This window comes from Gordonia sp. NPDC127522 (genome assembly GCF_042672305.1).
GTDB lineage: Bacteria > Actinomycetota > Actinomycetes > Mycobacteriales > Mycobacteriaceae > Gordonia > Gordonia hongkongensis.
Genome location: NZ_JBHXVK010000003.1, coordinates 202,669 through 228,734 on the forward strand (window position 1 = coordinate 202,669; position 26,066 = coordinate 228,734).

The following is a 26,066-nucleotide window of genomic DNA, read 5'->3' on the forward strand; positions in this document are numbered from 1 at the left end:
TCGCGCGGAGGGCTTGGGCGTCAGAGATCCAGGCCGAGGATCGCGTTCTCCAGGACCTCGGGCATCGCCGGGTGGATCCAGTACTGGCCGCGGGCAAGTTCGTGTGCGGTCTGGCCGAAGTGCATCGCCTGGATGACCGGCTGGATGACCGTCGGTGCCTGCGGGCCGATGAGGTGTGCGCCCAACAACCGGCCGGTGCCGCGTTCGGCGATCAGCTTGCAGAATCCGGTGGTGTCCTCCATCGCCCAGCCGTAGGCGACATCGCCATAGGCCTGGACCTTGACGGCGAAGTCGTGGCCGGCCTCGCGAGCCTCGTCCTCGGTGAGGCCCACCGCGGCGATCTGCGGGTGGGTGAACACCGCCGCCGGGACGTACCGGTGGTCGAAGGTGTCCAGATCGGTTGCGTCCCAACCTTTCAGGAGATTGGCCTGCACCACCCGCTGTTCGTGGTTGGCGACGTGCTTGAGCTGGTACGGCGAGCTGACGTCGCCCAGCGTCCACACTCCGCGGGCGGCGGTGCGACCGTGCTGATCACAGCGCACGCGACCTTCGTCGTCGAGCTCGATGCCGACGGAGTCGAGATTGAGCCGGTCGCCGTTCGGCTGCCGGCCGGTCGCGATCAGCAGGACGTCGGCCTCGAGTGTCGCGCCGTCGGAGAGCCCGACCCGCACACCGCCGTCGGGCAGGTCCTCGGCCTCGGTGATCGTGGTCTCCAGCCGAACGTCCCACTTCTCCCGGGCCACCTGGGTGAAGCGGTTGGAGATGTCGGCATCCTGCTTGCGGAGCAGACCCGGGCCGCGCGCGATGATCGACACCTGTGAGCCCAGCGCGCCGAAGACGTGTGCGAATTCCGCTGCGATGTAACCGCTCCCGACGACGATCAGGCGTTCGGGCAGCTCGGGGAGACGCATGACGTCGTTGTTGGTGTAGTAGGTGACCCCCGAGTCGGCGATGATCTGGGGGATGACCGCGCGCGATCCGGCGGCGAGCACGACCTCGTCGGCGAGGACGGTGTCGCCGTCTCGCGTGACCAGCCGGTACCGGCCGTCGTCGTCGCGCCCGTCGAATTCGACATGGGAGTCGTACACGGTGATGTTCTCGCACCGATCGACCCGGTACTCCTTGCCGCCCTGCGACAGCGGGTTGATGCGGCCGAACACGCGCTCGACGATGCCGGGCCAGTCGACCGAGTCCACCTTCGAGTGCACGCCCAGGCGCGCACCGTGCGTGGCGATCTCGGCCACCTCGGAGGCGTAGACGAACATCTTGGTCGGGATGCACCCCACGTTGAGGCAGGTGCCGCCGTAGACGCCCTCCTCGAAGATCGCGAGGGTCTTGTCCGCGAAGCGGTCATCGGGAATGGCATTGCCGCTGCCGGAGCCGATGATGGCCAGGTCGACGACCTGCGTGGCGGTCATAGGGGATTCTCGCTTTCGGTTGAGAGGACGGCGGACAGCCAGTGGTCGACCTCGCGATAGGCGTGCTCGCGGGCGTGTGCGACGGAGAGGAAGACGTCGTGTCGGGCGTCGGGGATGGGTACCGCGGTCACGCGGCCGCCGAGGCACCCGCTCCAGCGGGCGATGTGGGTGACGTCGAGGACGGCATCGGCATGATCGGTGGACGCCGAGTAGGTTCTGGCGAAATGCGTTTTGTCCGAACGTAACACGAGTGCGGGAACACCGACGTCGATGCCGCGGTGCAGGCGACGCTGACCACTGCGCACCGCGTCGAGGAAACCGAAGGTGACCGGGAATCCGCCCAGCGGTTTCGCCGACAGGTCGTAGTTCCACTCGCCGTGCGCACTGTCGTGCAGGCTCTCGCCGTAGGCCTGCGAGAGTTCCTTCGGTATCACCCTGGTCGGCGCGACGGCGGCGATCGCCTTGACGAGCAGCGTGACCGGGAGGGTGCGGAGCACCGCGTCGCCCTGCAGATCGAACCAGGGTGAGTTGAGCAGGAGTCCGTCAACTGCCGCGTGCAGCGCCGGCTCGCGCTGTCGCAACCGGTCGAGCCAGAGTGCGGTGATGAGGCCGCCCGTCGAATGCCCGGCCACCACGACCCGGCAGTCGGGTCCCACCTCGTCGAGGATGATCCGCAGCGACGCGTTGAGCTCTTCGTCGTACATCGCGAGGTCGGTGGTGAAGTGCGGCGTGTGGTGCGATTGCCGCGATCGCCCGCATTTTCGCAGGTCGACAGCATAGAACGCGTACCCGCGGTCGACGAAGAAGTCGGCGAGCGGCTCGTGGAAGAAGTAGTCGGTGAAACCGTGGACGTAGAGCACGGCGCCGCGCGCGGGTGACGACTCGGCGCGTCGCACCAGGGTCGCGGTGATCGGCGATTCACCGTCGGGATCGGGGCCCAGGGGGAGGACGCGTTGCCGGTAGTCCTCGAGAAATCGGTCGGGCTGCCAGTCGGCGGCTGCGGATGCGCTCACGGCGACCAGCATAGTGACAGGTCAGGACTGCCCGGATGTCGTGCAGCACACAGTTGCGAAGGTCGATTCTCGTGCTGGACGTGCCATGCTGGACAATGACGGTTGAGAAGGACCGGGTGAGAAGTGCCCGGTCGACAAGTTGCCATCCGGGACGACGTGCCGCGACGAACACCGGTCACAGTGTCCCTCCAGGTGAAGTGGAGTCCAGGTGTCGAAAACGGTGATCACGACCGACGTCGCGTTGGTGGGTGCGGGAATCATGAGTGCGACGCTCGGGGCGCTGCTCCGACAGCTTCAGCCCGACTGGTCGATCAGCCTGTTCGAGCAGCTCGACGCCGCTGCCGCCGAGAGCAGCGACCCGTGGAACAACGCCGGCACCGGACACTCGGCACTCTGTGAGCTGAACTACACGCCGAAGACCGCCGACGGCGACGTCAACATCGACAAGGCGCTCACCATCAACGAGCAGTTCCAGGTGTCGCGCCAGTTCTGGGCCCACTCGGTCGACAACGGCATCCTCGGTGACCCGTCGGAGTTCATCAACCCCATCCCGCACGTCGCCTTCACCCACGGCGCCGAAGGCCAGAAGTACCTCCGCAAGCGCTACGACAATCTCGCGACCCAGACCCTGTTCGAGGGCATGGAGTTCATCGACGACCCGGCCGAGTTCACCGCACGACTGCCGCTGATGTCCGAGGGACGCGACTTCGCCGACCCGGTCGCGCTGAACTGGTTCGACCAGGGCACCGACGTCGATTTCGGCGCGCTCACCCAGCAGCTCCTCAATCATGTCGCCCAGGGCGCCGACATCTACTTCGGCCATTCGGTCACCAATCTGTCCAAGCAGTCCGACGGCAGCTGGATCGTCAAGGTCCGTAACGGCCGGACCGGGCAGAAGCTGTCCGTGCACGCGAAGTTCGTGTTCGTCGGTGCCGGCGGCGGTGCGCTGCACCTGCTGCAGAAGTCGGGCATCAAAGAAGCCAAGGGGTTCGGCGGGTTCCCGGTGTCCGGTGAGTTCTTCCGCTGCACCAACCCCGATCTCGTCGCCGAGCATCACGCGAAGGTCTACGGGCAGGCCGCCGTCGGTGCCCCGCCGATGTCGGTGCCGCACCTCGACACCCGCGTCATCAACCACAAGCCGGGACTGCTGTTCGGCCCGTATGCCGGATGGTCGCCGAAGTTCCTCAAGAGCGGCAAGATCACCGACCTGCCCGCCTCGATCAAGCCGGGCAACCTGCTCCCCATGGTGTCGATCGCTCCCAAGGAATTCGGGCTGCTCAAGTACCTCATCAGCGAGCTCGCCGCCGGGCCGGCCGACCGGGTGAAGACGCTGTCGGAATTCGTCCCCCGCGCGCTCGGCGCCGACTGGGAGCTCATCACCGCCGGACAGCGCGTGCAGGTCATCCGCAAGACCGGGATGGGTGGTCAGCTGGAGTTCGGCACCGCGGTCGTCGCGGCCGGCGACGGCACCATCGCCGGGCTCCTCGGTGCGTCCCCCGGCGCCTCGACCGCCGTGCCGGCGATGATCTCGGTGCTCGAACAGTGCTTCCCGAAGGAGTACGCGGGCTGGTCGTCGAAGCTGACCGCGATCATCCCGTCCTTCGGTCAGAAGCTCAACGACAACCGCGACCTGTACCGCCAGGTGTGGGACTGGACCAACAAGACGCTGCAGCTGACCGACCGGAACGAGGTCCCGGCCGAGACCGGCCGGCTCGCGCCCGCCACCGCCGGCTGATCCGCGCGAGGTGAAGTCCGGTCGCCTTGTGTGCTAACCACGACACATGATCTCTGAACCGCGGGTGCACCGCGCCCTGGCCGATGACATGGACGCAGCCACGCTGTATCGGGTGCTCCGGCTGCGGGTCGAGGTCTTCGTCGTCGAGCAGGCCTGTCCGTATCCCGAGCTCGACGGCCGCGATCTGGAACCGACGACGCGCCAGTTCTGGATCACCGACGGCGGGGACCGGACCGACGAAGGAGACGGGGACGGGTCCGACCCGGGGGCGGTACTGGCGACGCTGCGGCTGCTCGAGGAACCGGAGGCCGACGGCGGACAGGTCTTCCGGATCGGCCGTGTCTGCACCGAACGCAACCATCGGGGTCACGGCCTCGTGGCGACCCTCATGACCGCCGCGCTCGACGAGGTCGGGGAGCGCCCGTGCCGGATCGAGGCACAGACCTACCTCACCGAGATGTACGGCAAGTTCGGTTTCGTCCGCGACGGCGACGACTACCTCGAGGACGGGATCCCCCACGTGTCGATGCTCCGCGCCGGGTCACGATGACGACCCTCGGTGAACTTCCCGCTTCCGTGGACACGCGCGCTGACGTGCGCTATCCGTTCAGCGCCGTCGTCGGGCAGGAGCAGCTCAAACTCGCACTGATCCTGTCGGCCATCTCGCCGGGCATCGGGGGTGTCCTGATCCGTGGGGAGAAGGGCACCGCGAAATCGACCATCGTGCGCGGGCTCGGCCCGCTGCTCAGCGTCCCCGGCTCCACGGCGGACACCGCCGGCCGCGTGGTCGAACTGCCCATCGGTGCGACCGAGGACCGCGTGATCGGCTCGCTCGACCTCACCTCGGTGCTGCGGGACGGCCGTGCGGAATTCACTCCCGGTCTGCTCGCCCGGGCGCACCGCGGGGTGCTGTACATCGACGAGGTCAACCTGCTCGCCGACCACCTCGTCGACGTGCTGCTGGACGCCGCGGCCAGTGGACGGGTCACGATCGAACGCGATGGTGTGTCACACACCCAGGCGGCCGATTTCGTACTCGTCGGCACCATGAACCCGGAGGAGGGAGAGCTGCGCCCGCAGCTGCTCGACCGGTTCGGGCTCGCGGTCGACGTGGCCGCCGGCCGCGAGGTCGACGAACGCGTGGAGGTGGTGCGCCGCCGCATGGCCTACGACGCCGACCCGGCGTCGTTCGTCGCCGCCCACGCCGCCGCCGAACACGAACTGACACAACGGATCGCGAGCGCACGAGCCGCCGTGGGTGCGGTGGCCCTCCCGGACCGGGAATTGCGCCGTATCGCCGGGATCTGCGCCCACCTCGACGTCGACGGACTCCGCGGCGACATCGTGGTGGCCCGGACCGCGCTCGCTCATGCCGCCTGGCGCGGGGCCACCGCCGTCGAGGACGTCGACGTGCGGGCGGCCGTCGAGCTCGCGCTGCCGCATCGGCGCCGCCGCAACCCCTTCGACGAGTCGGGGCTCAGCCGCGACCAGCTCGACGAGGCGATGTCGGCGGGCGAGGACGCGGCCGGACCCGACTCACCCGATGACGACCCGGAACCGCCCGAGACACCACCGCCGCCCGGTGGCGGCGGCGAGGCCCCGGACTCCGCATCCGACACCGGCCCGGCGCCCGACACCGACCCCGATGCGGCTCCCGAGACCGGCGACACCGACGCCCCGCAGCACGCTCCCGGACCGGCGTTCGGGTCCGTGCCGACCTCGACGGCCCGCCGCATGCCGACCCTGCGCGTCGACGGACTCGGCGACGGAGACCCGGGTCGCCGATCGAAGGCGCGGAGCCGTCGCGGACACACCACCCATGCCGTGGACTTCGATGCCGGCCGACCGGTGCATCTGTTCGGCACGGTGCTCGCCGCCGCGGGCCGGGCCGGTCGCGGCGGGGCCGGGTCCGAGCGCGGTGTGCGGATCGCCGCCCCCGACCTGCGGTCGGCGCAACGGGTCGGCCAGGAGGCCAACCTCGTCGTCTTCGTGGTCGACCTCAGCGGGTCGATGACCGCCCGGCGTCGGCTGGCCGCGGTGTCCGAACTGTGCGTGGAGATGTTGCGCGACTCGTATACCCGGCGCGACCGCGTCGCGGTGGTCGTGGCGCGGGGTTCCTCCGCGACGCTTGCGGTGCCGCCCACCAAATCGGTCGAGATCGCGGTGCGCCGCCTCGAGGAGATCCGTACCGGCGGCCGGACACCGCTCGGCGAGGGCCTGCAGCTCGCCGCCGATGTCGTACAGCGGTGTCGCCGCGCCGAGCCCGACCGCCGGCCGCTGCTGGTGGTCCTCACCGACGGACGTGCCACCTCAGGACGAGGCGCGATGGCCCGGGCGCGGGAAGCCGCGGACGGTATCCGTCGTCGCGGCATCGCGTCCGTGGTCGTCGACTGCGAGCAGGGGATGGTCCGGCTCGGACTCGCCGGCGATCTCGCGGCCCACCTCGGCGCGAGCCTGATCCCCATGGACGAACTGTCCGCCACCGCGCTGACCGGACACGCACCCGCGCGGGGAGCGGCCTGACCGCCCCCGCCACCCCGATCTGAGACCAGAGGAGAAGTCGAGTGCCCCAGGGAGTTCCGGTCAGCATCCCCGATGACGGGTTGACGACGCGACAGCGCCGCAACCAGCCCGTCCTCGCGGTGCACACCGGCGACGGCAAGGGCAAGTCGACCGCCGCCTTCGGGATGGCGATGCGCGCGTGGAACGCGGGTATGCGGGTCGCGGTGTTCCAATTCGTCAAGAGTGCGAAATGGAAGGTGGGAGAGGAGTCGACGATGCTCACCCTCGACCGGGTGCACGCGGAGACCGGCGCCGGTGGGCCGGTGGAATGGCACAAGATGGGTCAGGGCTGGTCCTGGTTGCGGGCCAACGACGACCAGGACGACGACCACGCCGCCGCCGCCCGGGCCGGGTGGGCGGAGATCGCACGCCGTCTCGATGCCGGCGAACACGACTTCTACGTCCTCGACGAGTTCACCTATCCGCTCCACTGGGGCTGGGTCGACACCGCCGAGGTGATCGACACCCTCGCCCGCCGACCCGGACGCCAGCACGTGGTCATCACCGGCCGGCGCGCCCCGCAGGCCCTCGTCGACGCTGCCGATCTCGTGACCGAGATGCACAAGATCGCCCACCCGATGGACGCCGGCCGCAAGGGGCAGAAGGGGATCGAATGGTGACCTCCGCGCGGGCGTCGACGCCCGCCGTAGTGATCGCCGCGCCGTCGTCCGGCAGCGGCAAGACCACCGTGACGACCGGCCTCATCGGCGCACTGCGGGCGGCCGGACACCGGGTGGCGCCGTTCAAGGTCGGCCCCGATTACATCGACCCCGGGTACCACGCCGTCGCGGCCGGACGACCCGGACGCAACCTCGACCCGAATCTCGTCGGCGCCGAACGCATTGCGCCGCTCTTCGCCCACGGCGCCGCGGGCGCCGACATCGCGGTCGTCGAGGGCGTGATGGGCCTCTTCGACGGCCGGATCGTGGATTCCGACAGCGGCAACGGCACGGGCGGCAGTCCAGGTGGCGACGCCGGTTCGCTCGGCGTCGGCTCCACCGCGCACGTCGCGTCGATCATCGGTGCGCCGGTGATCCTCGTCGTCGACGCCGCGGGCCACAGCCAGTCGCTGGCCGCCGTGCTGCACGGGTTCCTCTCCTACGACCCCTCGGTGTCGATCGCGGGCGTCATCCTCAACCGCGTCGGCTCGCCACGCCACGAGATGGTGCTGCGACAGGCCGCCGCGCGGGTGGGACTGCCGGTTCTCGGTGTACTGCGGCGCCACCCGTCGCTGACGGTGCCCTCCCGGCATCTGGGCCTGATCCCGGCCGCCGAACGCAACGCCGACGCAGTCGCCGCCGTGGACGCGATGACCGAACACCTGCGCGGCGCCCTCGACCTGCCGGCGATCGTGGCCGCCGCCCGCGGACGTGCGGTCCCCGACGCCGCGGCCTGGTCGGCTGCGGAAGCCGTCGCGCCGTATCGTCCCGCCACCTCGGCCGGTTCGCCGGTGATCGCGGTCGCCGGAGGCGCGGCGTTCACCTTCGGTTACACCGAGCACGCCGAGATGCTGACCGCCGCCGGCGCGCGCGTCGTCGTCTTCGACCCGCTCATGGACCGGTTGCCCACGGACGCGGCCGGCGTGGTGATCGGTGGCGGCTTCCCGGAAGAACACGCCGAGGCGCTGGCCGCCAACGATCTCCTGCGCGCCGACCTCCGGGCGCACGCCGCGGCCGGTCGGCCGATCCACGCCGAGTGCGCGGGCCTGCTGTACCTGTGTACCGAACTCGACGGGCACCCGATGAGCGGCGTCCTCGACATCCCCGGCCACTTCGGCCCGACCCTGACGCTCGGATACCGCGATGCCGTGGCCGTGGGCGACTCGGCCCTGTTCCGGACCGGCGAACGCGTCACCGGTCACGAGTTCCACCGCAGCGGGGTCGGCGACGGCGCGCTCGCCCCGGCCTGGGCCTGGCGCGACTCGGCCGGCCGCGCGTCGATGCACGGGGTCGCGACCACCGCAGTGCACGCCTCGTACCTGCACCTGCATCCGGCCGCGATCCCGGAAGCGTTGTGCCGCTTCGTGTCCCGATCCGCCGAGAGTGGGCGGGTGCCGACGCCCCAGTCCGTCGGCGACGCCCCCGGGGCGTCCTGATGCTGGCGCACCGGCTCCGCGAGACGCTCGACGCGCTCGCCGATCACGGTGCCGACGATCCCGCCCTGCTCCGGGAACTGCTGGAGGCGGTGCTGGTGGTCGGGCAGGGGGTCGAACTCGACCGCGCGCTGCAGCGCATCGTCGAGGTCGCGGCGGGACTCGTGGACGCCCAGTACGGTGCCCTCGGCGTGCGCGGACCGGACGGCGGGCTGAGTGAATTCGTGCACATCGGGATCACCGATGCGCAACGCGCCACCATGGGACATCTGCCGGTCGGGCGCGGGGTGCTCGGCCTGCTCATCGACGATCCCCGCCTGCACCGCATCCACGACCTCGGCGCCCATCCGACATCGGTCGGGTTCCCGCCCAACCACCCCCCGATGCACACCTTCCTCGGCGCTCCGATCATGGTGCGCGGCGAGGTGTTCGGCAGTCTGTACCTGACCGAGAAGCGGTCCGCGGAGGACTTCTCCGAGGTCGACGAGACCGTCGTCGCGGTGCTGGCGGTGGCCGCCGGGATCGCCGTCGACAACGCGGGTCTCTTCGAACGGGCCCGCACCCGCCACCGCTGGATGCAGGTCCTGGCCCGGCGTGGGTCGGAGCCGCTGGCCGGAATCGCGTTGTCGGACACCATGTCCCGGATGTGCGCCGATGTCGCCGATCTCGTCGGCGCGGTCGATGTCTACCTGCTCACCGAGATGGCGGGGGAGGTGGAACTACGCGGGCACACCGGCGACCCGGTGGAGATCGAGCACTTCATCCCGCCGGACGCCACGGCGCTGCGGGTGCAGCGTTCCGGCCAGATCGCCGAGTCGCTGATCCGGCGCGGCGCCCGCTGGACCTCGGTGCAACCGCTGCAGCGCGCATCGGGGGCGTTCGGCTGGATGCTCATCACCCACCGCAACCGCCCCTATTGGGACGACGAGGAGATCGCCGGGCTCGCCGGTGTCGCCGAGGTCGCCTCGCTGGCGGTCGTCTACGCCGAGCAGCAACAGATCGCCCGCGATCTCGAGGTCCTCGAAGACCGGCACCGCATCGCCCGCGACCTGCACGATCATGTGATCCAGCGACTCTTCGCGGTCGGGATGTCGGTACAGACGCTGCTGGCCGGGTCCACCGATCCGGCCGCGGCGGCCGCGCGCCTGGAGCAGATCATGACCGACCTCGATCGCACGATCGCGCAGATCCGCACCTCGATCTTCGACCTGCAGACGCCCTACGGAACCGACATCGGCCCGACGCTGCGGCGGCGGGTGCTCGACATCGTCTCCGAACTGTCCGGGCACGCGTCGATCTCGCCGAGCGTGGAGTTCGACGGCCCCGTCGACACGGTGGTTCCAGACTCTCTCGGACCACACATCGACGCCGTCCTGCGAGAGGGCTTGAGCAACGCGCTCCGGCACGCGCGGGCCGACCACATCGCGGTGTCGGTGACCGCCGACGACGTCCTGACCGTCGAGATCAGCGACGACGGGGTCGGCATCGGCGCCGATGTCACCTATCGCGGTCTCGAGAACCTGACGCGCCGGGCCGAGGACTGCGACGGGACGTTCAGCATCGTCACCCGCCCGCGAGCGACGAGCGGGGGCGGGACGAGCGAGGGCCGGGCCGGCGGCGGCGGGACGACGCTCACCTGGTCGGTGCCGCTGGTGGGTTAGCTCACTCCTTGCCGTCGCGGAGTCTGGTCGCCATCACGGCGACCTGGGTGCGCCGCTGCATGTCCAGCTTGCCCAGGATGCGGGACACGTAGTTCTTGATCGTCTTCTCCGCCAGGAACATCCGGCCGGCGATCTGCCGATTGGTCAGGCCCTCGCCGATGAGGGCGAACACCTCGCGCTCCTGATGGGTGAGCTCGGCGAGCGGATCCTTCTCGGTCTGCTTCTCGTTGCGCAGCTTGGCGAGCAGGGCCGCCGTGGACCGGTCGTCGAGCAGCGAACCGCCACGACCGACGGTCCGGACCGCGGCGACCAGGTTGTGCCCCAGGATCTGTTTGAGCACGAAACCCGAGGCGCCGGCCAGGACCGCGGCGAGCAGCGCGTCGTCGTCGGCGTAGCTCGTGAGCATCAGGCACTTGATCCCCGGTTCGGCGGCGCGGACGTCCCGGCACAGCTCGACCCCGTTGCCGTCGGGCAACCGGACGTCGAGCACGGCGACATCGGGCTTGGTCGCCAGGATGCCGACGAGGGCCTCGCCGACCGAGGCCGCCTCGCCCACCACCTCGATGTCGCCTGCGGTCCCGAGCAGGTCGCGCAGACCGCGCCGGACGAGCTCGTGGTCGTCGACGAGGTAGGCGCGGACCGGATTCGGGGACGGGGTCGGATCGGTGGTGGCCGAATCGGTCGTGACAGGGGACATGGGTCTGAAAGTACCGGATGCGCGGCGCCGCGAAGTCCCGACGTCGGACCCCATTCAGGCGGGACCTTCGCCTCACGAGCACCACCCGTCCCGCCGCGCAGAGTGGATGGTACGACCCCCGCTGTGATCAGGAGAGCACGTGACCACCCTCATCGGACCCCCCGACGCCGAACCCGCCGACCGCGGCATGACCGGTTCGGATCTACTGCGTGAACTGCTGCCCGTGTGCGAGACCGAGGTCGAGCGGCACATGAAGATGACGCGCGACTGGCACCCGCACGACTACGTGCCCTGGGACGACGGACGCAACTTCGCGGCTCTCGGCGGACTCGACTGGGATCCGTCGCAGTCGCGCCTCTCCGATGTCGCCAAGGCCGCGATGATCACCAACCTGCTCACCGAGGACAACCTGCCGTCCTACCACCGGGTGATCGCCGACAACTTCACCCTCGACGATGCCTGGGGCTGGTGGGTGGGGCGCTGGACGGCCGAGGAGAACCGCCACTCGATCGTGATGCGCGACTACCTGGTGGTGACCCGCGGTGTCGACCCGGTCGAACTCGAAGAGATCCGCATGGCGCACATGACGTCGGGATTCAACCCGCTGCCCGACGACGACGGGCAGCGCGACCACAGCTTCGACATGCTGTTCGCGGTCGCGTACGTCAGTTTCCAGGAACTGGCCACCCGGGTCTCGCACCGCAACACCGGGAAGGCATGCGGGGACCCTATCGCCGACCGCATGCTGCAGCGGGTCGCGGCCGACGAGAACCTGCACATGCTCTTCTACCGCAACATCGTCGCCGGCGCGCTCGACCTCGTTCCGGACGAGACCATGGCCGCCATCCACGCGATCGTGACCAACTTCCAGATGCCCGGCGCGACCATGCCGAACTTCCGGCGCAACGCCGTGTTGATCGCCAAGGGCGGCATCTACGATCTGCCGCAACACATGTCGGACGTCGTCATGCCCGTGCTGCGGAAGTGGCGCATCTTCGAGCGCGACGATTTCGGGCCGGTCGGCGAGCACTACCGCGAACGCCTCGCGGAGTTCCTGGAGGAGATGGACGTCAAGGTGCGCAAGTTCGAGGAGTCGCGGGAGCGGGCGCTGCAGCGCCAGCACGCACGAGAACTGCGGGCCCGGTGACCACACGAATGTGACAGCTCCGCCGGACGGGTGAGCTGCCGCTCTAGATCGGCTGTCCCGGTAAGGTCAGCTCCCATGTCCGAGCCTGCCTCCGCCGTGTCGAATGTCCCGGGGTCGAATGTATCGGGGTCGAATGTCCCAGGACCCCCGCACGTCCCCGGGCCCGACGCCTTCCCCTCCGGAGAGGGGCATTACCTGGTCGGCCTCGACCTCCGCGGACGCAAGGTCGTCGTGGTGGGCGGCGGGTCCGTCGCGCAGCGGCGGCTGCCCAATCTGGTCGCCGCGGGTGCCCACGTGCACGTCATCGCGCTCGATCCCACCCCGGCCGTCGAATCCTTCACCGGCATCACCGTCACCCAGCGCCGCTACGCCGACGGTGATCTGGAGGGCGCCTGGTACGCGATGGCCTGCACCGACGATCCCGCCGTCAACGAAGCGGTGGTGGCCGAGGCCGAGCGCAGGCACACGTTCTGTGTCCGGGCCGACGACGCCCGCCACGGCACCGCCGTCACCCCGGCGTCCGGCCGTCACCGCGACGTCCAGTTCGGCGTCCTCGCCGGCGGCGACCACAAACTGTCGGCCGCACTCCGCGCCGCGATGAGCCGTGCCCTCGCCGAGGGGTCGCTGAGTGTCGACGACGCCGCCCCGCACGCCGCCGGCGTGGCCCTCGTCGGTGGCGGTCCCGGCGACCCCGACCTGATCACCGTCCGCGGCCAACGGCTCCTCGCCGAGGCCGACGTGGTGGTGGCCGATCGGCTCGCGCCCCCCGAACTGCTCGCCGAACTCGGCCCGCAGGTCGAGGTGATCGACGCCGCCAAGGTGCCCTACGGCCGCGCGATGAAGCAGGAAGCCATCAACGACGTCCTCGTGGAGAAGGCCAAGGAGGGCAAGTTCGTGGTCCGCCTCAAGGGCGGCGACCCCTATGTCTACGGGCGGGGTTTCGAGGAACTGCAGGCCTGTGTGGCCGCCGGGGTCCCGGTCACCGTGGTGCCGGGGATCAGCAGCTCGATCGCCGCACCGGCATCGGCGGGCATCCCGGTGACGCACCGCGGCGTCACCCACGAGGTCGTGATCGCCTCGGGCCACGTGCCGCCCGGCCACCCAGACTCGCTGATCGACTGGTCGGCCATGGGCAAGCTGCGCGGCACCCTGGTCCTGATGATGGCGGTTGAACGCGTCGAGGTCTTCGCCGACGCCTTGCTCGAGGGCGGCCGGCGGCCCGACACCCCGGTCGCGATGATCGAGAACGGATCCCTGCCGACCCAGCGTCTGCTGCGTACCGATCTCGCCCACGCCGGCGAGGTCGCGGAGGCCGAGGGGTTGCGTCCGCCCGCGATCGTCGTCATCGGCGACGTGGCCGCGTTCACCGAGGGCGCCTGACCAGATCAACCCCAGACCGAATCAACGCAGATTGGCATGTCCCGGCGGTCGGCCGGTACGGTCGTTCTCTATGTCGACTCCCGGAGCTGCGAACACCGGAACCGTGAACACTGGAACGGTGAAAACAGGAACGGGGAACAGCGAGCAGTTCCGTCCGGTCTTCGGCCTGCCGATCCTGGTGCTGTCCGGGATGCAGTTGCTCGTCGTGCTCGACGGCACCGTGGCCGCGCTGGCGCTCCCGAGCATCCGCGACGCGCTCACGCTCTCGGAGTCCAGCGCCAACTGGGTCATCAGCAGCTACGTGCTGGCGTTCGGCGGCCTCATGCTCCTCGGCGGCCGACTCGGTGACACGTTCGGGCGCAAACGGATGTTCATCGTCGGCGTTGTCGCCTTCACCCTCACCTCGCTGCTGTGCGGACTGGCCTGGAACGAGGCGAGCCTCCTCGCCGGCCGGGCCCTGCAGGGCGCGTCGGCGGCGATCGCGGCGCCCACCGCCATGGCGCTGGTCGCCACCACCTTCGCGCCCGGCAAACCGCGCAGTCAGGCCTTCGCGGTCTACGCGGCCATGACCGGCGTGGGATCGGTGGCCGGGCTCATCCTCGGCGGGGTGCTGACCGAGCTGTCGTGGCGCCTGGTCTTCCTCATCAACGTGCCGATCGGTCTGATCGTCGTCGTCGGGGCGATCGTCGCGCTGCGGGAGTCGCAGGGTGAGCGGCTGCCTCTCGACGTGCCCGGCGCGGTCCTCGGCACCCTCGGTTGCACCCTGCTGGTGCTCGCGGTGAACGAGGGGCCCAACGGTTGGACGGCGCCGGTCGTGGTCGGCTCGTTCATCCTCGGCGCCCTCGCCCTGGCCGCGTTCATCGTGGTCGAACGGCGCGCCCGGAACCCACTGCTGCCGTTCTCGCTCTTCGACAACAGCTCCCGCGTCGCAGCCCTGCTCGCCATCCTGCTCGCCAGCATGATCATGATGTGCATGGCGGTGTTCATCTCGCTGTACCTGCAGGGCATCCTGCAGTACTCGCCGATCCAGAGCGGGCTCGCGGTCGTGCCGTTCGCGTTCGGGCTGGGCATCGCCGCGGCGATCGCGTCGAAGCTGGCGCTGATGATCCAGCCGCGCTGGCTCGTCCTGGTCGGCGGCGCGGTGATCCTCGTCGGCTGCCTCTACGCATCGTCGATCGCGACCGACTCACCGGACTACTTCCCGAGCATCTTCGTCCCCGTCGTCGTGATCGGCTTCGGCGTCGGTCTGGCAGTCATCCCGCTGACCCTGTCCGTGGTGGCCGGGGTGGGCACCACCGAGATCGGCCCCCTGACCGCGCTCGCGCAGGTCGCGCAGAACCTCGGCGGGGCCGTCGGCCTGGTCATCGTCGGTGCGATGGTCACCTCGCGCGCGCTGTCGAAGGGCGGCACCACCGCGCCGGTCGAGACGATGAATCCCACCCAGCTCGCCGCGCAGGCCGAGGGTTACGGGCTGGCGTTCGCCGCCTGCGCGGGCATCGCCGTCCTCGCCGCGGTCGTGGTGCTGTTCATGCGGTTCACGCCGGAGCAGGTCGCCGAGGGACAGGCCGCCCAGGAAGCCGCCGACGCCGGGCTCGACGCCGACACGAACACCCCGGGGTCCGACACCCGGCGATGAATTCCGGGCGGACGCACGGTCGGTCCCGGTATGGATGCCAAGAATCTCGCTGAGCTCTACGACATCGGCACGCTCGACTGGCAGCCCGTCGCGGCCCGACTGACCGCCGGGGTGTCCCAGGCACCCGGGACCGGTGGGCCCGACCGGCACACGTGGTGGATCGCCACGATCAACGCCGACGGCAGCCCGCACGTCACCGGCATCGGGGCGCTGTGGCATCGGGACGCGATCTGGCTGGAGACCGGTCCGTCGACCCGGAAGGCGCGCAACCTCGCCCGCGACCCGCGCTGCACCCTGTCGGTGGCACTCGACGAGGCCGACCTGGTGGTCGAGGGCGACGCGAACCTGGTCACCGAGCCCGCCGTCGTCGCCGAGATGGCGGAGCTGTGGGCGAGCGACGGGTGGCCGTGCCGCGTCGACGAGTCGGGTGCCGCGCTGACCGCCGACTTCAGTGCGCCGTCGGCCGGCCCGCCGCCCTGGTACGTCTACCGGGTGACGCCGCGACGGGCGACCGTCCTGCAGACCGTGGAGCCCGGTGGCGCAACCCTCTTCGACTTCGACGCGCAGTAGCGTCGCGGATCTCGGTGCCGGGTCAGTCGGTCAGTACGACGATGCGGTCCGGCGCTTCGATCTCGACCCGCTGCCCGGCGTCGGCGAGGACCGCGGCCACACCGTTCACGTCGCGTACGGAACGCCGCGTGCGGACCAGCTCGCGGGCCATCAGACCTTTGTAGTGCTTGTTGAAATGGCTGACCACCTTGCGTGAGCCGTCCGGTTGTTCGGTCATCACGGTCGCCGTCACCGCGCCGCGCACCGGACCGAGCTGGTGGTAGACGCCCGAGCGCAGGTCCACGACGAAGTCGTCGACCGCGTCCAGCGCGGGGGACAGATCCGGCTTCCACAGCGCCGCCAGCGTCGGCATGTCGGGCAGCTTGGAACCGCCCGAGAGCCGGTACGCGGGAATCGGATCGGGTGCCCGCACGACACCGAACAACGCCGACCCGATCGCCAGCCGGTCGGACGCCTTGGTCTTGCCCGCCCGGGTCAGCGACCGGTGATCGAGGGCGTCGTAGAGGACGCCGGTGTAGCGCTCGAGAGCCGGCCGGGTGGGGGACAGCCACAGGTCGGCGTTGCGGTCGACTTCGTCGAGCTGGGTGGCGCCGAGCCCGAGCGCGGTACGACTGGCCTCGAGATCGGCGGCCAGGGCGACGAGCGCCTCGGCGACCTGCTTGCGGACCGGGTTCAGCTCGGGGAAGGACAGCGTGTCGAGATCCAGGGGAGCGCCGCGCCCGCCGTCGGATTTTGTTTCGGAGGGAGGCAGGATGACGAGCACCGCAACACCATAACTAAGCTGGTTGGTCGTGATCACACGCATGTCGACCCTGTTCCTGCGGACCCTGCGCGACGACCCCGCCGACGCGGAGGTCCCCAGCCACAAGCTGCTGGTCAGAGCCGGCTACATCCGCCGGGTCGCGCCCGGTGTGTACTCGTGGCTGCCGCTCGGTCTTCGCGTGCTGAAGGCGATCGAGAACGTCGTCCGCGAGGAGATGAACGCCATCGGCGGCCAGGAGATCCTGCTGCCCGCCCTGCTGCCCCGCGAGCCCTACGACACCACCAACCGGTGGACCGAATACGGCGACTCGCTCTTCCGCCTCAAGGACCGCAAAGGTGCCGACATGCTCCTCGGCCCGACCCATGAGGAGCTGTTCGCGACACTGGTCAAGGGTGAGTACTCGTCGTACAAGGACATGCCGGTCATCCTCTACCAGATCCAGACCAAATACCGCGACGAGGAACGGCCGCGCGCGGGCATCCTCCGCGGCCGTGAGTTCGTGATGAAGGACGCCTACTCCTTCGACCTCGACGACGACGGACTCAAGACCGCCTACAATGCGCACCGCGAGGCGTATCAGAAGATCTTCGAGCGGCTGCGGATCGAGTACGTCGTCGTCGCCGCGACCTCCGGCGCGATGGGCGGCAGCGCCTCCGAGGAGTTCCTGGCCGAGTCCGCGGTCGGCGAGGACACCTTCGTGCGCTGCGTCGAATCCGGCTACGCCGCCAACGTCGAAGCGGTCATCACCCGCGCGCCCGACCCGCTGCCCTTTGACGACCTGCCCGCGGCGGTCGTCCACGACACGCCCGGTACCCCGACGATCGACAGCCTGGTCGACTGGGCGAACGCGACGCTCGACGGGCAGTACACCGGCGCCGACACCCTCAAGAACGTGCTCGTGAAACTCCGTGTGCCGGGCGGTGACTGGGAGGTCACCGGCATCGGTGTCCCGGGCGATCGCGAGGTCGACTTCAAGCGTCTCGAGGCGTCCGTCGAGCCCGCCGAGGTCGAATTGCTCACCGACGCCGACTTCGCCGCGAACCCGTTCCTGGTCAAGGGGTACATCGGACCGAAGGCGCTGGCCGACAACGGCATCCGCTACCTCGTCGATCCGCGGGTGGTCGAGGGGACGTCCTGGATCACCGGCGCCGACGAGCCGGGCCGGCACTACGTCGGTCTGGTCGCCGGCCGCGATTTCACGCCCGACGGGACGGTCGAGGCCGCCGAGATCCGCGACGGCGATCCGTCGCCGGACGGCGCCGGACCGCTGGTGAGTGCCAAGGGCATCGAGATCGGGCACATCTTCCAGCTCGGCCAGAAGTACACCGACGCCTTCGAGGTCGACGTCCTCGGCGAGAACGGCAAGCCGGTCCGCCTGACCCAGGGTTCCTACGGTGTCGGGGTGTCGCGTCTCGTCGCGGTCATCGCCGAGCAGTCCCACGACGACAAGGGCCTGCGCTGGCCGAAGTCGGTGGCGCCGTTCGCGGTTCACCTCGTGATCGCCAACAAGGACGAGGCCGCCGTCGCCGGCGCCGAGCAACTCGCCGCCGACCTCGACGCGGCCGGTCTCGAGGTGCTCCTGGACGACCGGAAGGCGTCGCCCGGAGTGAAGTTCAAGGACGCCGAACTCCTCGGCATGCCGACCGTCGTGGTCGTCGGCCGCGGATATGCCAACGGCACCATCGAGATCCGCGACCGCTTCACCGGTGAGGCCAACGAGGTCGCGGTCGACACCGCGGTCGACGCGGTGGTGGCGGCCGCCCGCGGCTGAGGCGGCTCAGCCGTCAGCGGGGGAGCCGGGGAACGCTACCGTGACCGGGCTCTCCTGCAGAGCCACCCGCCAGCGCGCGGCGCGCACCGCGCTGTCCGACAGCCCGTCGGCGCCGATCCGACGTCCGGTCTCGTCGTCGGCCTGCTCCAGCAACGCACGATAGGCGCTCGCACAGTCGATCTCGGCGCCGAGCGCGGCGCGGGCCGCCGTGGTCGGGTCGGTGACCTCGATCGGCAGCGTGTAGCCGGCGGCCGCCAGCGGCGGTGTGTTCCCCGCCGCCTCGATCGTCCGGTCGATCTCGTCGCGTCGGGCGCGATGGGCGTCGGCGTACTCGGCGACGGTGCGTCGACGAGAGGCGGCGACGAAGGCGGTGATGACGCCGTAGGTGAAGATCGCGGCGTTCTCGGTCTCGGCGGCGACGACCAGCGGATCGTCGGGATCTGTTTGCGCGGCTGGTGAGTTCGACGCCGGTGTGTTCACGGGGGACGTCATGCCAGTTGCACCTCTCGCATCGAAGTGACCGCCGCGGCGACCGACCCGGTCAGCCCGGCTGCGTACCCGGCGGCGCCGAGCGCGACCCGGCGGGCCTGCCCGGCCGCGGCGTCGAGATCGACGCGCAGTCGAGCGAGGGACGGTGCTGCCGGTGGGGCACCCGCAGGGGATGTCGAGGCGGTCGCCGAGGTGGCGGGACGGTCGAGTGTCGCCGCCACCGCCTGGTCGAGCCGGATGATCTCCTCGCGCAGTGCGCGAGCGTGCTGGGCGCGCTGATCGGCCACGACACCGAGTGCGGTGGCGTATTCGGGCTCGACGGCGACCATGGCGCGCGCGGTGCTCTCGTCCGCGGTCGCCGAGCGCACCAGGGGCACCAGGCTCTCGGCCAGCAGGGTCTCTGCGGAGGGCGACGAATCGCAACCGGTCAGTCCGACGCCGGCCGCCCCGGCGCCGACGACGACGGCGCCCGCGAGGAGTCCGCCGCGCAAGGCGGTGCGCCGGTCGATCGGGTGCCGCACGGTCCGTCGCTCGATCGGGGGCATGCTCACCCGGGACATCATGCCAGCAGTTCTCCGCGCGATCGATCCACTAGGATGTTCGGAGCAACGTCGTGCGAGACCCGGCACGGCCCGACAACTGAAGACGAGGGGAGTGGCATGCCGATCAGCCCGACGCAGGTGCGCGAACTCGTCGAAAAGCTCGTCGCCGAACGGGGATTCGACCTCGAGGACGTCACGGTGCGCACCCGGGACGGCCAGGAGGAACTGTCGATCGTGGTGGACCGCGACGATGGCAGCGACCTCGACGTCCTCGCCGGACTCAGCACCGAGATCTCCGACCTCCTCGACGCCACCCCCGCCTTCGCCGACCTCGCCTACGTGCTCGAGGTCACCTCGCGCGGCGTCGACAGCCCGCTCACGCTGCCCCGGCACTGGCGTCGCAACACCGGTCGGCGCGTCGTCGTGGAGGTCGACGGCGGACCCGGCTCGCAGCCGCGCACCGTCACCGGACGCATCGGCAGGCTGCTCGACGACCCGGCGCCGGCGGTCGAGGTGGTCGCGAACCACAAGGGGCGGATCGCGGTGGAGACCGTCGACCTCGCCTCGGTGACCGAAGCCGTGGTGCAGGTGGATTTCTCTCAGCCGAGCGTCCGCGAGCTCGAACTGTGCGGCCTCGAACCCGACGAGATCGAAGCGCGCCGCGCCCCCGCCGCCGCGCGACAACTGAACACGACAAATGAACACGACAAGTGAATAGGAGACCGACGACATGAACATCGACATCGCCGCCCTGCGCATGATCGAGGCCGACAAGGGCATCTCGATCGAGACCGTCATCACCGCCATCGAGACCGCTCTGCTGACGGCCTACCGACACACCGACGGTTTTGCACCGCACGCCCGTGTCGACGTCAACCGCAAGTCCGGCGCCGTGCGCGTGATGGCGCAGGAGGTCGACCAGGACGGGAACGTCGTCCACGAATGGGACGACACCCCCGAGGGTTTCGGCCGCATCGCGGCGACGACCGCACGGCAGGTCATCCTCCAGCGCCTGCGCGACGCCGAGAACGAGAAGAACTTCGGCGACCTCGTCGCCCACGAGGGCGAGATCGTCGGCGGTGTCGTGCAGCAGGACTCGCGCGCCAACGCGCGCGGGATGGTCGTCGTCCAGATCGGCAGCGACGCCAATTCCACCGAGGGGATCATCCCGCCCGCCGAGCAGGTGCCCGGCGAGGTCTACACCCACGGCGACCGGATCAAGTGCTACGTCGTCGGCGTGAGCCGCGGACCGCGCGGTCCGCAGATCACCCTGTCCCGGACCCACCCGAACCTGGTGCGCAAACTGTTCTCCCTCGAGGTGCCCGAGATCGAGGACGGCAGCGTCGAGATCGTCGCCGTGGCGCGCGAGGCCGGACACCGGTCGAAGATCGCGGTGCACACCGGCGTGGCCGGCCTCAACGCGAAGGGCGCGTGCATCGGTCCGATGGGGCAGCGCGTACGGAACGTGATGAGCGAACTCGCCGGCGAGAAGATCGACATCATCGACTTCGACACCGACCCGGCGGTCTTCGTCGGGAATGCGTTGTCGCCCGCGAAGGTTGTCTCGGTGACGGTGGTCGACGCCGCCGCCAAGGCCGCGCGGGTCATCGTGCCGGACTACCAGCTGTCGCTGGCCATCGGCAAAGAGGGCCAGAACGCCCGGCTCGCGGCCCGGCTCACGGGGTGGCGGATCGACATCCGGTCCGACGCCGCGCCGGCGGCCGAGGGCGGGCCGGAGTGACGCACAGCAGCCGATTGTCCCCGCCGGGCCCGCTCGCGCTAGACTGATCGATGGTTCAGCGATCCGCCCCCCGTTCGCCAGCCGGCGGCACACCCATCCGGATGTGCATCGGTTGCCGGCAGCGGGCAGAGGCCGGCGAGTTGGTCCGTGTCGTCGCACAGCTGTGCGGTGACACCCCGACAGTCGTGGTCGATCCCGCGAAGACCATGCCGGGACGAGGCGCGTGGCTGCACGCGCGGTCGGAGTGCATCTCCACCGCGACGCGACGCCGGGCCTTCGCCACGGCACTCCGGACCCCCGGTCTGACCGTGGACCCGGACGATCTCACCGAACAGCTCGGCGCGATCACCCACCAGAGGATGGCTCCCCGGAGCCGGAACAGGTAGCAGAAGACATGAGCACACCGTGAAGTCACGATGAGCATGTACCGGACTTAAATCGAGGCCGTAGCGGGTGAGCCGCTTGGCCTCCAAGTGAGGAGAGCAGTGGCAGGCAAAGCCCGCGTGCACGAACTGGCCAAAGAGCTCGGCGTCACGAGCAAGCAGGTGCTCGAGCGTCTGAAGGAGCAGGGCGAGTTCGTCAAATCGGCGTCGTCGACGGTGGAGGCCCCCGTGGCCCGTCGACTGCGTGAATCGTTCCCCGGCAAGGACGGGGGAGCCAAGGACTCGAAGTCGTCCCCGGCCCCCGGCCCGCGCCAGAGTGCCAAGCCCGGACCCAAGCCGTCCGGCAACACGAACGCACCGAAGCCCGGTGCACCCGTAACCCCGTCGGCGCCGGTCGCCGACCGTCCGAGCCCCGGCCCGCGCACCAACGCGCCGAAGCCGGGCGCACCCAAGCCCGCACCCGCACCGGCGGAGACCCCGGCCCCGGCGCCCGCCCCCGCGGCGGAGCGTCCCAGCCCGCGTCCCGCTCCCGCGGCACCGGCGCCGCAGGCCCCGGCCGCGTCGGCAGCACCGTCTGCTCCCACGTCGAGCCCGGGACCGCGCCCCGGCCCGAAGCCGGGCCCGCGGACGCCGCGGGTGGGCAACAACCCGTATTCGTCGGCGCCCGCGCCGCGTCCGGCTGCCCGTCCCGGACCGGGTCAGGGCGGTCCGCGTCCCGGTGGTGGTCGTCCCGGCGCCGCCGGCCAGGGTGGTCCCCGTCCCGGTGGCGGTCGTCCCGCTCCCGGCCAGGGCGGTCCCCGTCCCAATCCCGGCAACATGCCCCCGCGTCCGAGTCCCGGCGCCATGCCGTCGCGCGCGGCCCGTCCTGACGCCCGTCCGGGTGGTCGCGGCGGTGCCGGCGGAGGCCGTGGTGGCCCCGGCGGCGGCGGTGGTTACCGCGGCGGTGGCGGCGGAGCCGGTGCACCGGGAGGACCTCCCGGTGGCGGTTTCCGCGGTCGTCCCGGCGGCGGTGGCGGTGGCGGCCGTGGACGCGGCGGCGCAGCAGGCGCCTTCGGTCGTCCCGGTGGTGCACCGCGCCGTGGTCGCAAGTCGAAGCGGGCGAAACGCGCCGAGTACGAGAACATGCAGGCACCGGCCGTCGGTGGCGTCCGGCTGCCGCGCGGCAACGGCGAGATCATCCGTCTCGCCCGTGGCGCGTCGCTGTCCGACTTCGCCGACAAGATCGACGCCAACCCGGCTTCGCTGGTCCAGGCGCTGTTCAACCTCGGCGAGATGGTGACGGCGACCGAGTCGGTCAACGACGAGACGCTCGAGCTGCTCGGCTCGGAGATGAACTACCGCGTCCAGGTGGTCAGCCCCGAGGACGAGGACCGCGAGCTGCTCGACAGCTTCGACCTCACCTACGGCGAGGACGAGGGCGGCGAGGAAGACCTCGAACAGCGTCCGCCGGTGGTCACCGTCATGGGCCACGTCGATCACGGTAAGACCCGACTGCTCGACACGATCCGTAAGGCCAACGTCCGGGAGGGCGAGGCCGGCGGCATCACGCAGCACATCGGTGCCTACCAGGTGAACACCCACCTCAACGGTGAGGATCGCCTGATCACCTTCATCGACACCCCGGGTCACGAGGCGTTCACCGCCATGCGTGCCCGCGGCGCCAAGGCGACCGACATCGCGATCCTCGTGGTCGCGGCCGACGACGGCGTCATGCCGCAGACGGTGGAGGCGGTCAACCACGCCCAGGCGGCCGACGTGCCGATCGTGGTCGCGGTGAACAAGATCGACAAGGAAGGCGCCGACCCGCAGAAGATCCGCGGGCAGCTGACCGAATACGGTCTGGTCCCCGAGGAGTACGGCGGCGACGCCATGTTCGTCGACATCTCGGCCAAGCAGGGCGAGAACATCGACGCACTGCTCGAGGCCGTCCTGCTCACCGCGGACGCGTCGCTGGACCTGCGTGCCAACCCGGACATGGACGCCCAGGGCGTCGCCATCGAGGCGCACCTCGACCGCGGTCGCGGCCCGGTGGCGACCGTGCTGGTCCAGCGCGGCACGCTGAAGGTCGGTGACTCGATCGTCGCCGGCGACGCCTACGGACGTGTCCGACGCATGGTCGACGAACACGGCGACGACGTCCCCGAGGCGCTGCCGTCGCGTCCGGTCCAGGTCATCGGTTTCACCTCGGTCCCCGGCGCAGGCGACAACCTGCTCGTGGTCGAGGAGGACCGCATCGCCCGGCAGATCGCCGACCGGCGCAACGCGCGCAAGCGCAACGCGCTGGCCGCCCGCAGCCGCAAGCGGATCAGCCTGGAGGACCTGGATTCGGCGCTCAAGGAGACCAGCCAGCTCAACCTCATCCTCAAGGGTGACAACTCGGGTACGGTCGAGGCCCTCGAAGAGGCCCTGCTGAACATCGAGATGGGCGACGAGGTCTCGCTGCGGATCATCGACCGCGGTGTCGGTGGCGTCACCGAGACCAACGTCAACCTGGCGGCGGCCTCGGACGCGATCATCATCGGCTTCAACGTCCGGGCGGAGGGCAAGGCCACCGAGCTGGCCAACCGCGAGGGCGTCGACATCCGGTACTACTCGGTGATCTACCAGGCCATCGACGAGATCGAGAGCGCGCTCAAGGGCATGCTCAAGCCGATCTACGAAGAGGTGGAGCTCGGCCGCGCCGAGATCCGCGCGATCTTCAAGTCGTCGAAGGTCGGCAACATCGCCGGTTGCCTCGTGCAGTCGGGCATCATGCGGCGTAACGCCAAGGCCCGCCTGCTGCGCGACAACGTGGTGGTCGCCGAGAACCTCACCGTGTCGTCGCTCAAGCGTGAGAAGGACGATGCCACCGAGGTTCGCGAAGGCTACGAATGTGGTCTCACGCTGACCTACTCGGACATCAAGGTGGACGACGTGATCGAGACCTACGAGCTGCGGGAGAAGCCGCGCGACTGATCGCGGCAACGACCGAGCTCGTACGACATCTCGACAGCTGTGGTGCGCGCCGACCGGTCTCCGGTCGGCGCGCACGCAGCGCTATGGAAGGAGTCCTGGAATGGCAGATCCGGCACGGGCTCAGCGTCTGGCCAAGCGGATCTCGTCGATCGTCGCGTCGGCGATCGCGCACGAGATCAAGGATCCGCGACTGGCATATGTGACGGTCACCGATGCCCGGGTGACCAACGATCTCCACGATGCGACGATCTACTACACCGTGATGGGTGAATCCATCGACGCCGAACCCGACTTCGAGGCCGCGGCCGCGGGTCTGGCGAAGGCGACCGGGGTGCTGCGGTCGAAGGTCGGTGCGGGTACCGGGGTGCGGTTCACGCCGACCCTGCGCTTCGTACTCGACACGGTTCCCGATGCCGCGCGTCAGATGGAGGAGCTCGTCGCCCGTGCCCGCGCGAACGACGAACTCGTCGCCCGACGTGCCGCCGAGGCGAAGCCGGCGGGGGAGTCCGACCCGTACCGGTCGGCGGACGACGACACCACCGGTACCCGCGAGTGAGCAGTTCGTCGAGCGCGGCGATCGCCGCGACGCTGGCCTCCGCGACCGCGGTGACCATCTGCTGTCATGTCCGCCCCGATGCGGACACGATCGGCAGCGGTCTGGCGCTGGGGCTGGCACTCGACCGCCGGGGCGTCGACGTCGAGGTCTCCTACCCGGGGACCGAACAGCTCCCGGCGTCGCTCGCCGGGCTGCCCGGTGGCAAGTTGCTGTGCGCTCCCGCGCAGGTCGTCGGACACCCCCTGGTGGTCGCGGTCGACGCCGCCAACCTCGAGCGGCTGGATTCGCTCGGTGAGACGTTCACCGCGGCGCAGACGTCGATCGTCATCGACCACCATGCGTCGAACCCCGGTTTCGGCGATCTCGACCTGGTGGACCCGGCCGCCGACTGCACCGCTGTGCTGGTGCTCGACGTCCTCGACGACCTGGGTGTCGAACTCGACGCCGACATCGCGACCTGTGTCTACGCCGGCCTCAGCACCGACACCGGCTCGTTCCGCTGGGCCCGTCCGGCGTCGTTCCGGGTCGCGGCTCGGCTCCTGGAGACCGGCGTCGACACGCGGAAGTGGAGCCGGATCCTGTTCGACTCCCATCCGTTCGCCTGGTTCTCGATGATGTCGGGTGTCCTGGCGTCGGCGCAGCTCGTACCCACCGCCTGCGACGGTGAGGGTCTGGTGTACGCCGTGGTCGACCAGCAGGCGCTGGCCGGGATGAGCTGGGAGGAGTCCGAGAGCGTCGTGGACACCATCCGGACCGCCCGCGAGGCCGAGGTGGCAGCGGTGTTCAAGGAGGGCGAGCCGGGTGTCTGGACGGTCTCGCTGCGGTCCAAGGACATCGTCGATCTCGTACCGATCGCCCGGGCGCACGGCGGCGGCGGGCATCGCCAGGCCTCCGGGTACAGCGACACCGGTACCGCCGACGAGGTGGTCGCCAGGTTGCTGGAGTCGCTCTGAGC

The 26,066-nt window shown here is 70.2% G+C and carries 23 protein-coding genes; 17 read left to right on the top strand and 6 right to left on the bottom strand.

The window, feature by feature from the left end; all coding sequences use genetic code 11:
* Nucleotides 1-20 precede the first annotated feature (20 nt).
* Both mtr and ACFVHY_RS08490 read right to left on the bottom strand, forming a co-directional pair.
* Entirely contained in the window at nucleotides 21-1,418 is a 1,398-nt protein-coding gene (gene mtr / locus ACFVHY_RS08485; protein ID WP_390270784.1) for a mycothione reductase, read from the bottom strand.
* A complete protein-coding gene (locus ACFVHY_RS08490) occupies nucleotides 1,415-2,443 on the bottom strand; it encodes an alpha/beta hydrolase (RefSeq protein ID WP_390270787.1) in 1,029 nt (342 codons plus the stop codon). Before ACFVHY_RS08490 ends, mtr begins: the two co-directional genes overlap by 4 nt.
* 196 nt (nucleotides 2,444-2,639) lie before the next feature.
* Here ACFVHY_RS08490 and mqo point away from each other — a divergent pair, with 196 nt between their 5' ends.
* Genes mqo through ACFVHY_RS08520 form a run of 6 tightly spaced genes read left to right on the top strand, consistent with a single transcriptional unit; the run spans nucleotide 2,640 to nucleotide 10,481 of the window.
* On the top strand, nucleotides 2,640-4,166 hold the full coding sequence (gene mqo, locus ACFVHY_RS08495) for a malate dehydrogenase (quinone) (RefSeq protein ID WP_277243942.1): 1,527 nt from the start codon (nucleotides 2,640-2,642) through the stop codon (nucleotides 4,164-4,166).
* A gap of 46 nt (nucleotides 4,167-4,212) precedes the next feature.
* Entirely contained in the window at nucleotides 4,213-4,716 is a 504-nt protein-coding gene (locus ACFVHY_RS08500; RefSeq protein ID WP_390270790.1) for a GNAT family N-acetyltransferase, read from the top strand.
* Nucleotides 4,713-6,689 (top strand): VWA domain-containing protein, encoded by a 1,977-nt coding sequence (locus ACFVHY_RS08505; RefSeq protein ID WP_390270793.1) that lies wholly within the window; start codon nucleotides 4,713-4,715, stop codon nucleotides 6,687-6,689. The genes ACFVHY_RS08500 and ACFVHY_RS08505 overlap by 4 nt, the downstream gene beginning before the upstream one ends.
* A 41-nt stretch (nucleotides 6,690-6,730) precedes the next feature.
* Entirely contained in the window at nucleotides 6,731-7,348 is a 618-nt protein-coding gene (gene cobO / locus ACFVHY_RS08510) for a cob(I)yrinic acid a,c-diamide adenosyltransferase (RefSeq protein ID WP_390270796.1), read from the top strand.
* Nucleotides 7,342-8,823: a cobyrinate a,c-diamide synthase gene (locus tag ACFVHY_RS08515; RefSeq protein WP_390270799.1), complete on the top strand. Its 1,482-nt coding sequence runs from the start codon at nucleotides 7,342-7,344 to the stop codon at nucleotides 8,821-8,823. The genes cobO and ACFVHY_RS08515 overlap by 7 nt, the downstream gene beginning before the upstream one ends.
* Nucleotides 8,823-10,481 (top strand): GAF domain-containing protein, encoded by a 1,659-nt coding sequence (locus ACFVHY_RS08520; RefSeq protein WP_390270802.1) that lies wholly within the window; start codon nucleotides 8,823-8,825, stop codon nucleotides 10,479-10,481. The genes ACFVHY_RS08515 and ACFVHY_RS08520 overlap by 1 nt, the downstream gene beginning before the upstream one ends.
* Nucleotide 10,482: 1 nt before the next feature.
* Here ACFVHY_RS08520 and ACFVHY_RS08525 read toward each other — a convergent pair whose 3' ends face one another.
* Nucleotides 10,483-11,178 (bottom strand): response regulator transcription factor, encoded by a 696-nt coding sequence (locus ACFVHY_RS08525; protein WP_226513099.1) that lies wholly within the window; start codon nucleotides 11,176-11,178, stop codon nucleotides 10,483-10,485.
* 139 nt (nucleotides 11,179-11,317) lie between these two features.
* Here ACFVHY_RS08525 and ACFVHY_RS08530 point away from each other — a divergent pair, with 139 nt between their 5' ends.
* The 4 genes from ACFVHY_RS08530 to ACFVHY_RS08545 all read left to right on the top strand — a co-directional run bounded on the left by ACFVHY_RS08530 (nucleotide 11,318) and on the right by ACFVHY_RS08545 (nucleotide 15,911).
* Nucleotides 11,318-12,325 (top strand): acyl-ACP desaturase, encoded by a 1,008-nt coding sequence (locus ACFVHY_RS08530; protein WP_269552323.1) that lies wholly within the window; start codon nucleotides 11,318-11,320, stop codon nucleotides 12,323-12,325.
* Between the two features lie 75 nt (nucleotides 12,326-12,400).
* Complete coding sequence (gene cobA / locus ACFVHY_RS08535) at nucleotides 12,401-13,705, top strand: uroporphyrinogen-III C-methyltransferase (RefSeq protein WP_238995064.1); 1,305 nt, start codon at nucleotides 12,401-12,403, stop codon at nucleotides 13,703-13,705.
* 70 nt (nucleotides 13,706-13,775) lie between these two features.
* Nucleotides 13,776-15,341 (top strand): DHA2 family efflux MFS transporter permease subunit, encoded by a 1,566-nt coding sequence (locus ACFVHY_RS08540; RefSeq protein WP_390270807.1) that lies wholly within the window; start codon nucleotides 13,776-13,778, stop codon nucleotides 15,339-15,341.
* 30 nt (nucleotides 15,342-15,371) lie between these two features.
* Nucleotides 15,372-15,911, top strand: coding sequence for a pyridoxamine 5'-phosphate oxidase family protein (locus ACFVHY_RS08545; protein WP_390270810.1), 540 nt, complete (start codon nucleotides 15,372-15,374; stop codon nucleotides 15,909-15,911).
* Between the two features lie 22 nt (nucleotides 15,912-15,933).
* On the opposite strand, the gene yaaA is transcribed toward ACFVHY_RS08545, so the two are convergent.
* Nucleotides 15,934-16,716, bottom strand: coding sequence for a peroxide stress protein YaaA (gene yaaA / locus ACFVHY_RS08550; RefSeq protein ID WP_175404252.1), 783 nt, complete (start codon nucleotides 16,714-16,716; stop codon nucleotides 15,934-15,936).
* Between yaaA and ACFVHY_RS08555 the strand changes: the two genes are divergently transcribed.
* On the top strand, nucleotides 16,715-18,445 hold the full coding sequence (locus ACFVHY_RS08555) for a proline--tRNA ligase (protein ID WP_390271491.1): 1,731 nt from the start codon (nucleotides 16,715-16,717) through the stop codon (nucleotides 18,443-18,445). The two genes, yaaA and ACFVHY_RS08555, sit on opposite strands and share 2 nt — an antisense overlap.
* A 6-nt stretch (nucleotides 18,446-18,451) precedes the next feature.
* On the opposite strand, the gene ACFVHY_RS08560 is transcribed toward ACFVHY_RS08555, so the two are convergent.
* Both ACFVHY_RS08560 and ACFVHY_RS08565 read right to left on the bottom strand, forming a co-directional pair.
* On the bottom strand, nucleotides 18,452-18,937 hold the full coding sequence (locus tag ACFVHY_RS08560) for a ferritin-like domain-containing protein (RefSeq protein WP_390270814.1): 486 nt from the start codon (nucleotides 18,935-18,937) through the stop codon (nucleotides 18,452-18,454).
* A complete protein-coding gene (locus ACFVHY_RS08565) occupies nucleotides 18,934-19,497 on the bottom strand; it encodes a hypothetical protein (RefSeq protein ID WP_390270817.1) in 564 nt (187 codons plus the stop codon). Before ACFVHY_RS08565 ends, ACFVHY_RS08560 begins: the two co-directional genes overlap by 4 nt.
* A 96-nt stretch (nucleotides 19,498-19,593) precedes the next feature.
* On the opposite strand from ACFVHY_RS08565, the gene rimP reads away from it, so the two are divergent.
* The 6 genes from rimP (at nucleotide 19,594) to ACFVHY_RS08595 (ending at nucleotide 26,064) form a co-directional block, all read left to right on the top strand.
* Nucleotides 19,594-20,190 carry a ribosome maturation factor RimP gene (rimP, locus tag ACFVHY_RS08570; protein WP_390270820.1) on the top strand — a complete coding sequence of 199 codons (597 nt, stop codon included), beginning with the start codon at nucleotides 19,594-19,596 and terminating at the stop codon, nucleotides 20,188-20,190.
* 16 nt (nucleotides 20,191-20,206) lie between these two features.
* Entirely contained in the window at nucleotides 20,207-21,217 is a 1,011-nt protein-coding gene (gene nusA / locus ACFVHY_RS08575) for a transcription termination factor NusA (protein ID WP_058250130.1), read from the top strand.
* Between the two features lie 101 nt (nucleotides 21,218-21,318).
* Complete coding sequence (locus tag ACFVHY_RS08580; protein WP_390271493.1) at nucleotides 21,319-21,603, top strand: YlxR family protein; 285 nt, start codon at nucleotides 21,319-21,321, stop codon at nucleotides 21,601-21,603.
* A 99-nt stretch (nucleotides 21,604-21,702) separates the two neighbouring features.
* A complete protein-coding gene (infB, locus tag ACFVHY_RS08585; RefSeq protein ID WP_390270823.1) occupies nucleotides 21,703-24,555 on the top strand; it encodes a translation initiation factor IF-2 in 2,853 nt (950 codons plus the stop codon).
* Between the two features lie 100 nt (nucleotides 24,556-24,655).
* On the top strand, nucleotides 24,656-25,111 hold the full coding sequence (gene rbfA, locus ACFVHY_RS08590; RefSeq protein ID WP_065628950.1) for a 30S ribosome-binding factor RbfA: 456 nt from the start codon (nucleotides 24,656-24,658) through the stop codon (nucleotides 25,109-25,111).
* Nucleotides 25,108-26,064 (top strand): bifunctional oligoribonuclease/PAP phosphatase NrnA, encoded by a 957-nt coding sequence (locus ACFVHY_RS08595; RefSeq protein ID WP_058250134.1) that lies wholly within the window; start codon nucleotides 25,108-25,110, stop codon nucleotides 26,062-26,064. Before rbfA ends, ACFVHY_RS08595 begins: the two co-directional genes overlap by 4 nt.
* The last annotated feature ends 2 nt before the right edge of the window (nucleotides 26,065-26,066 follow it).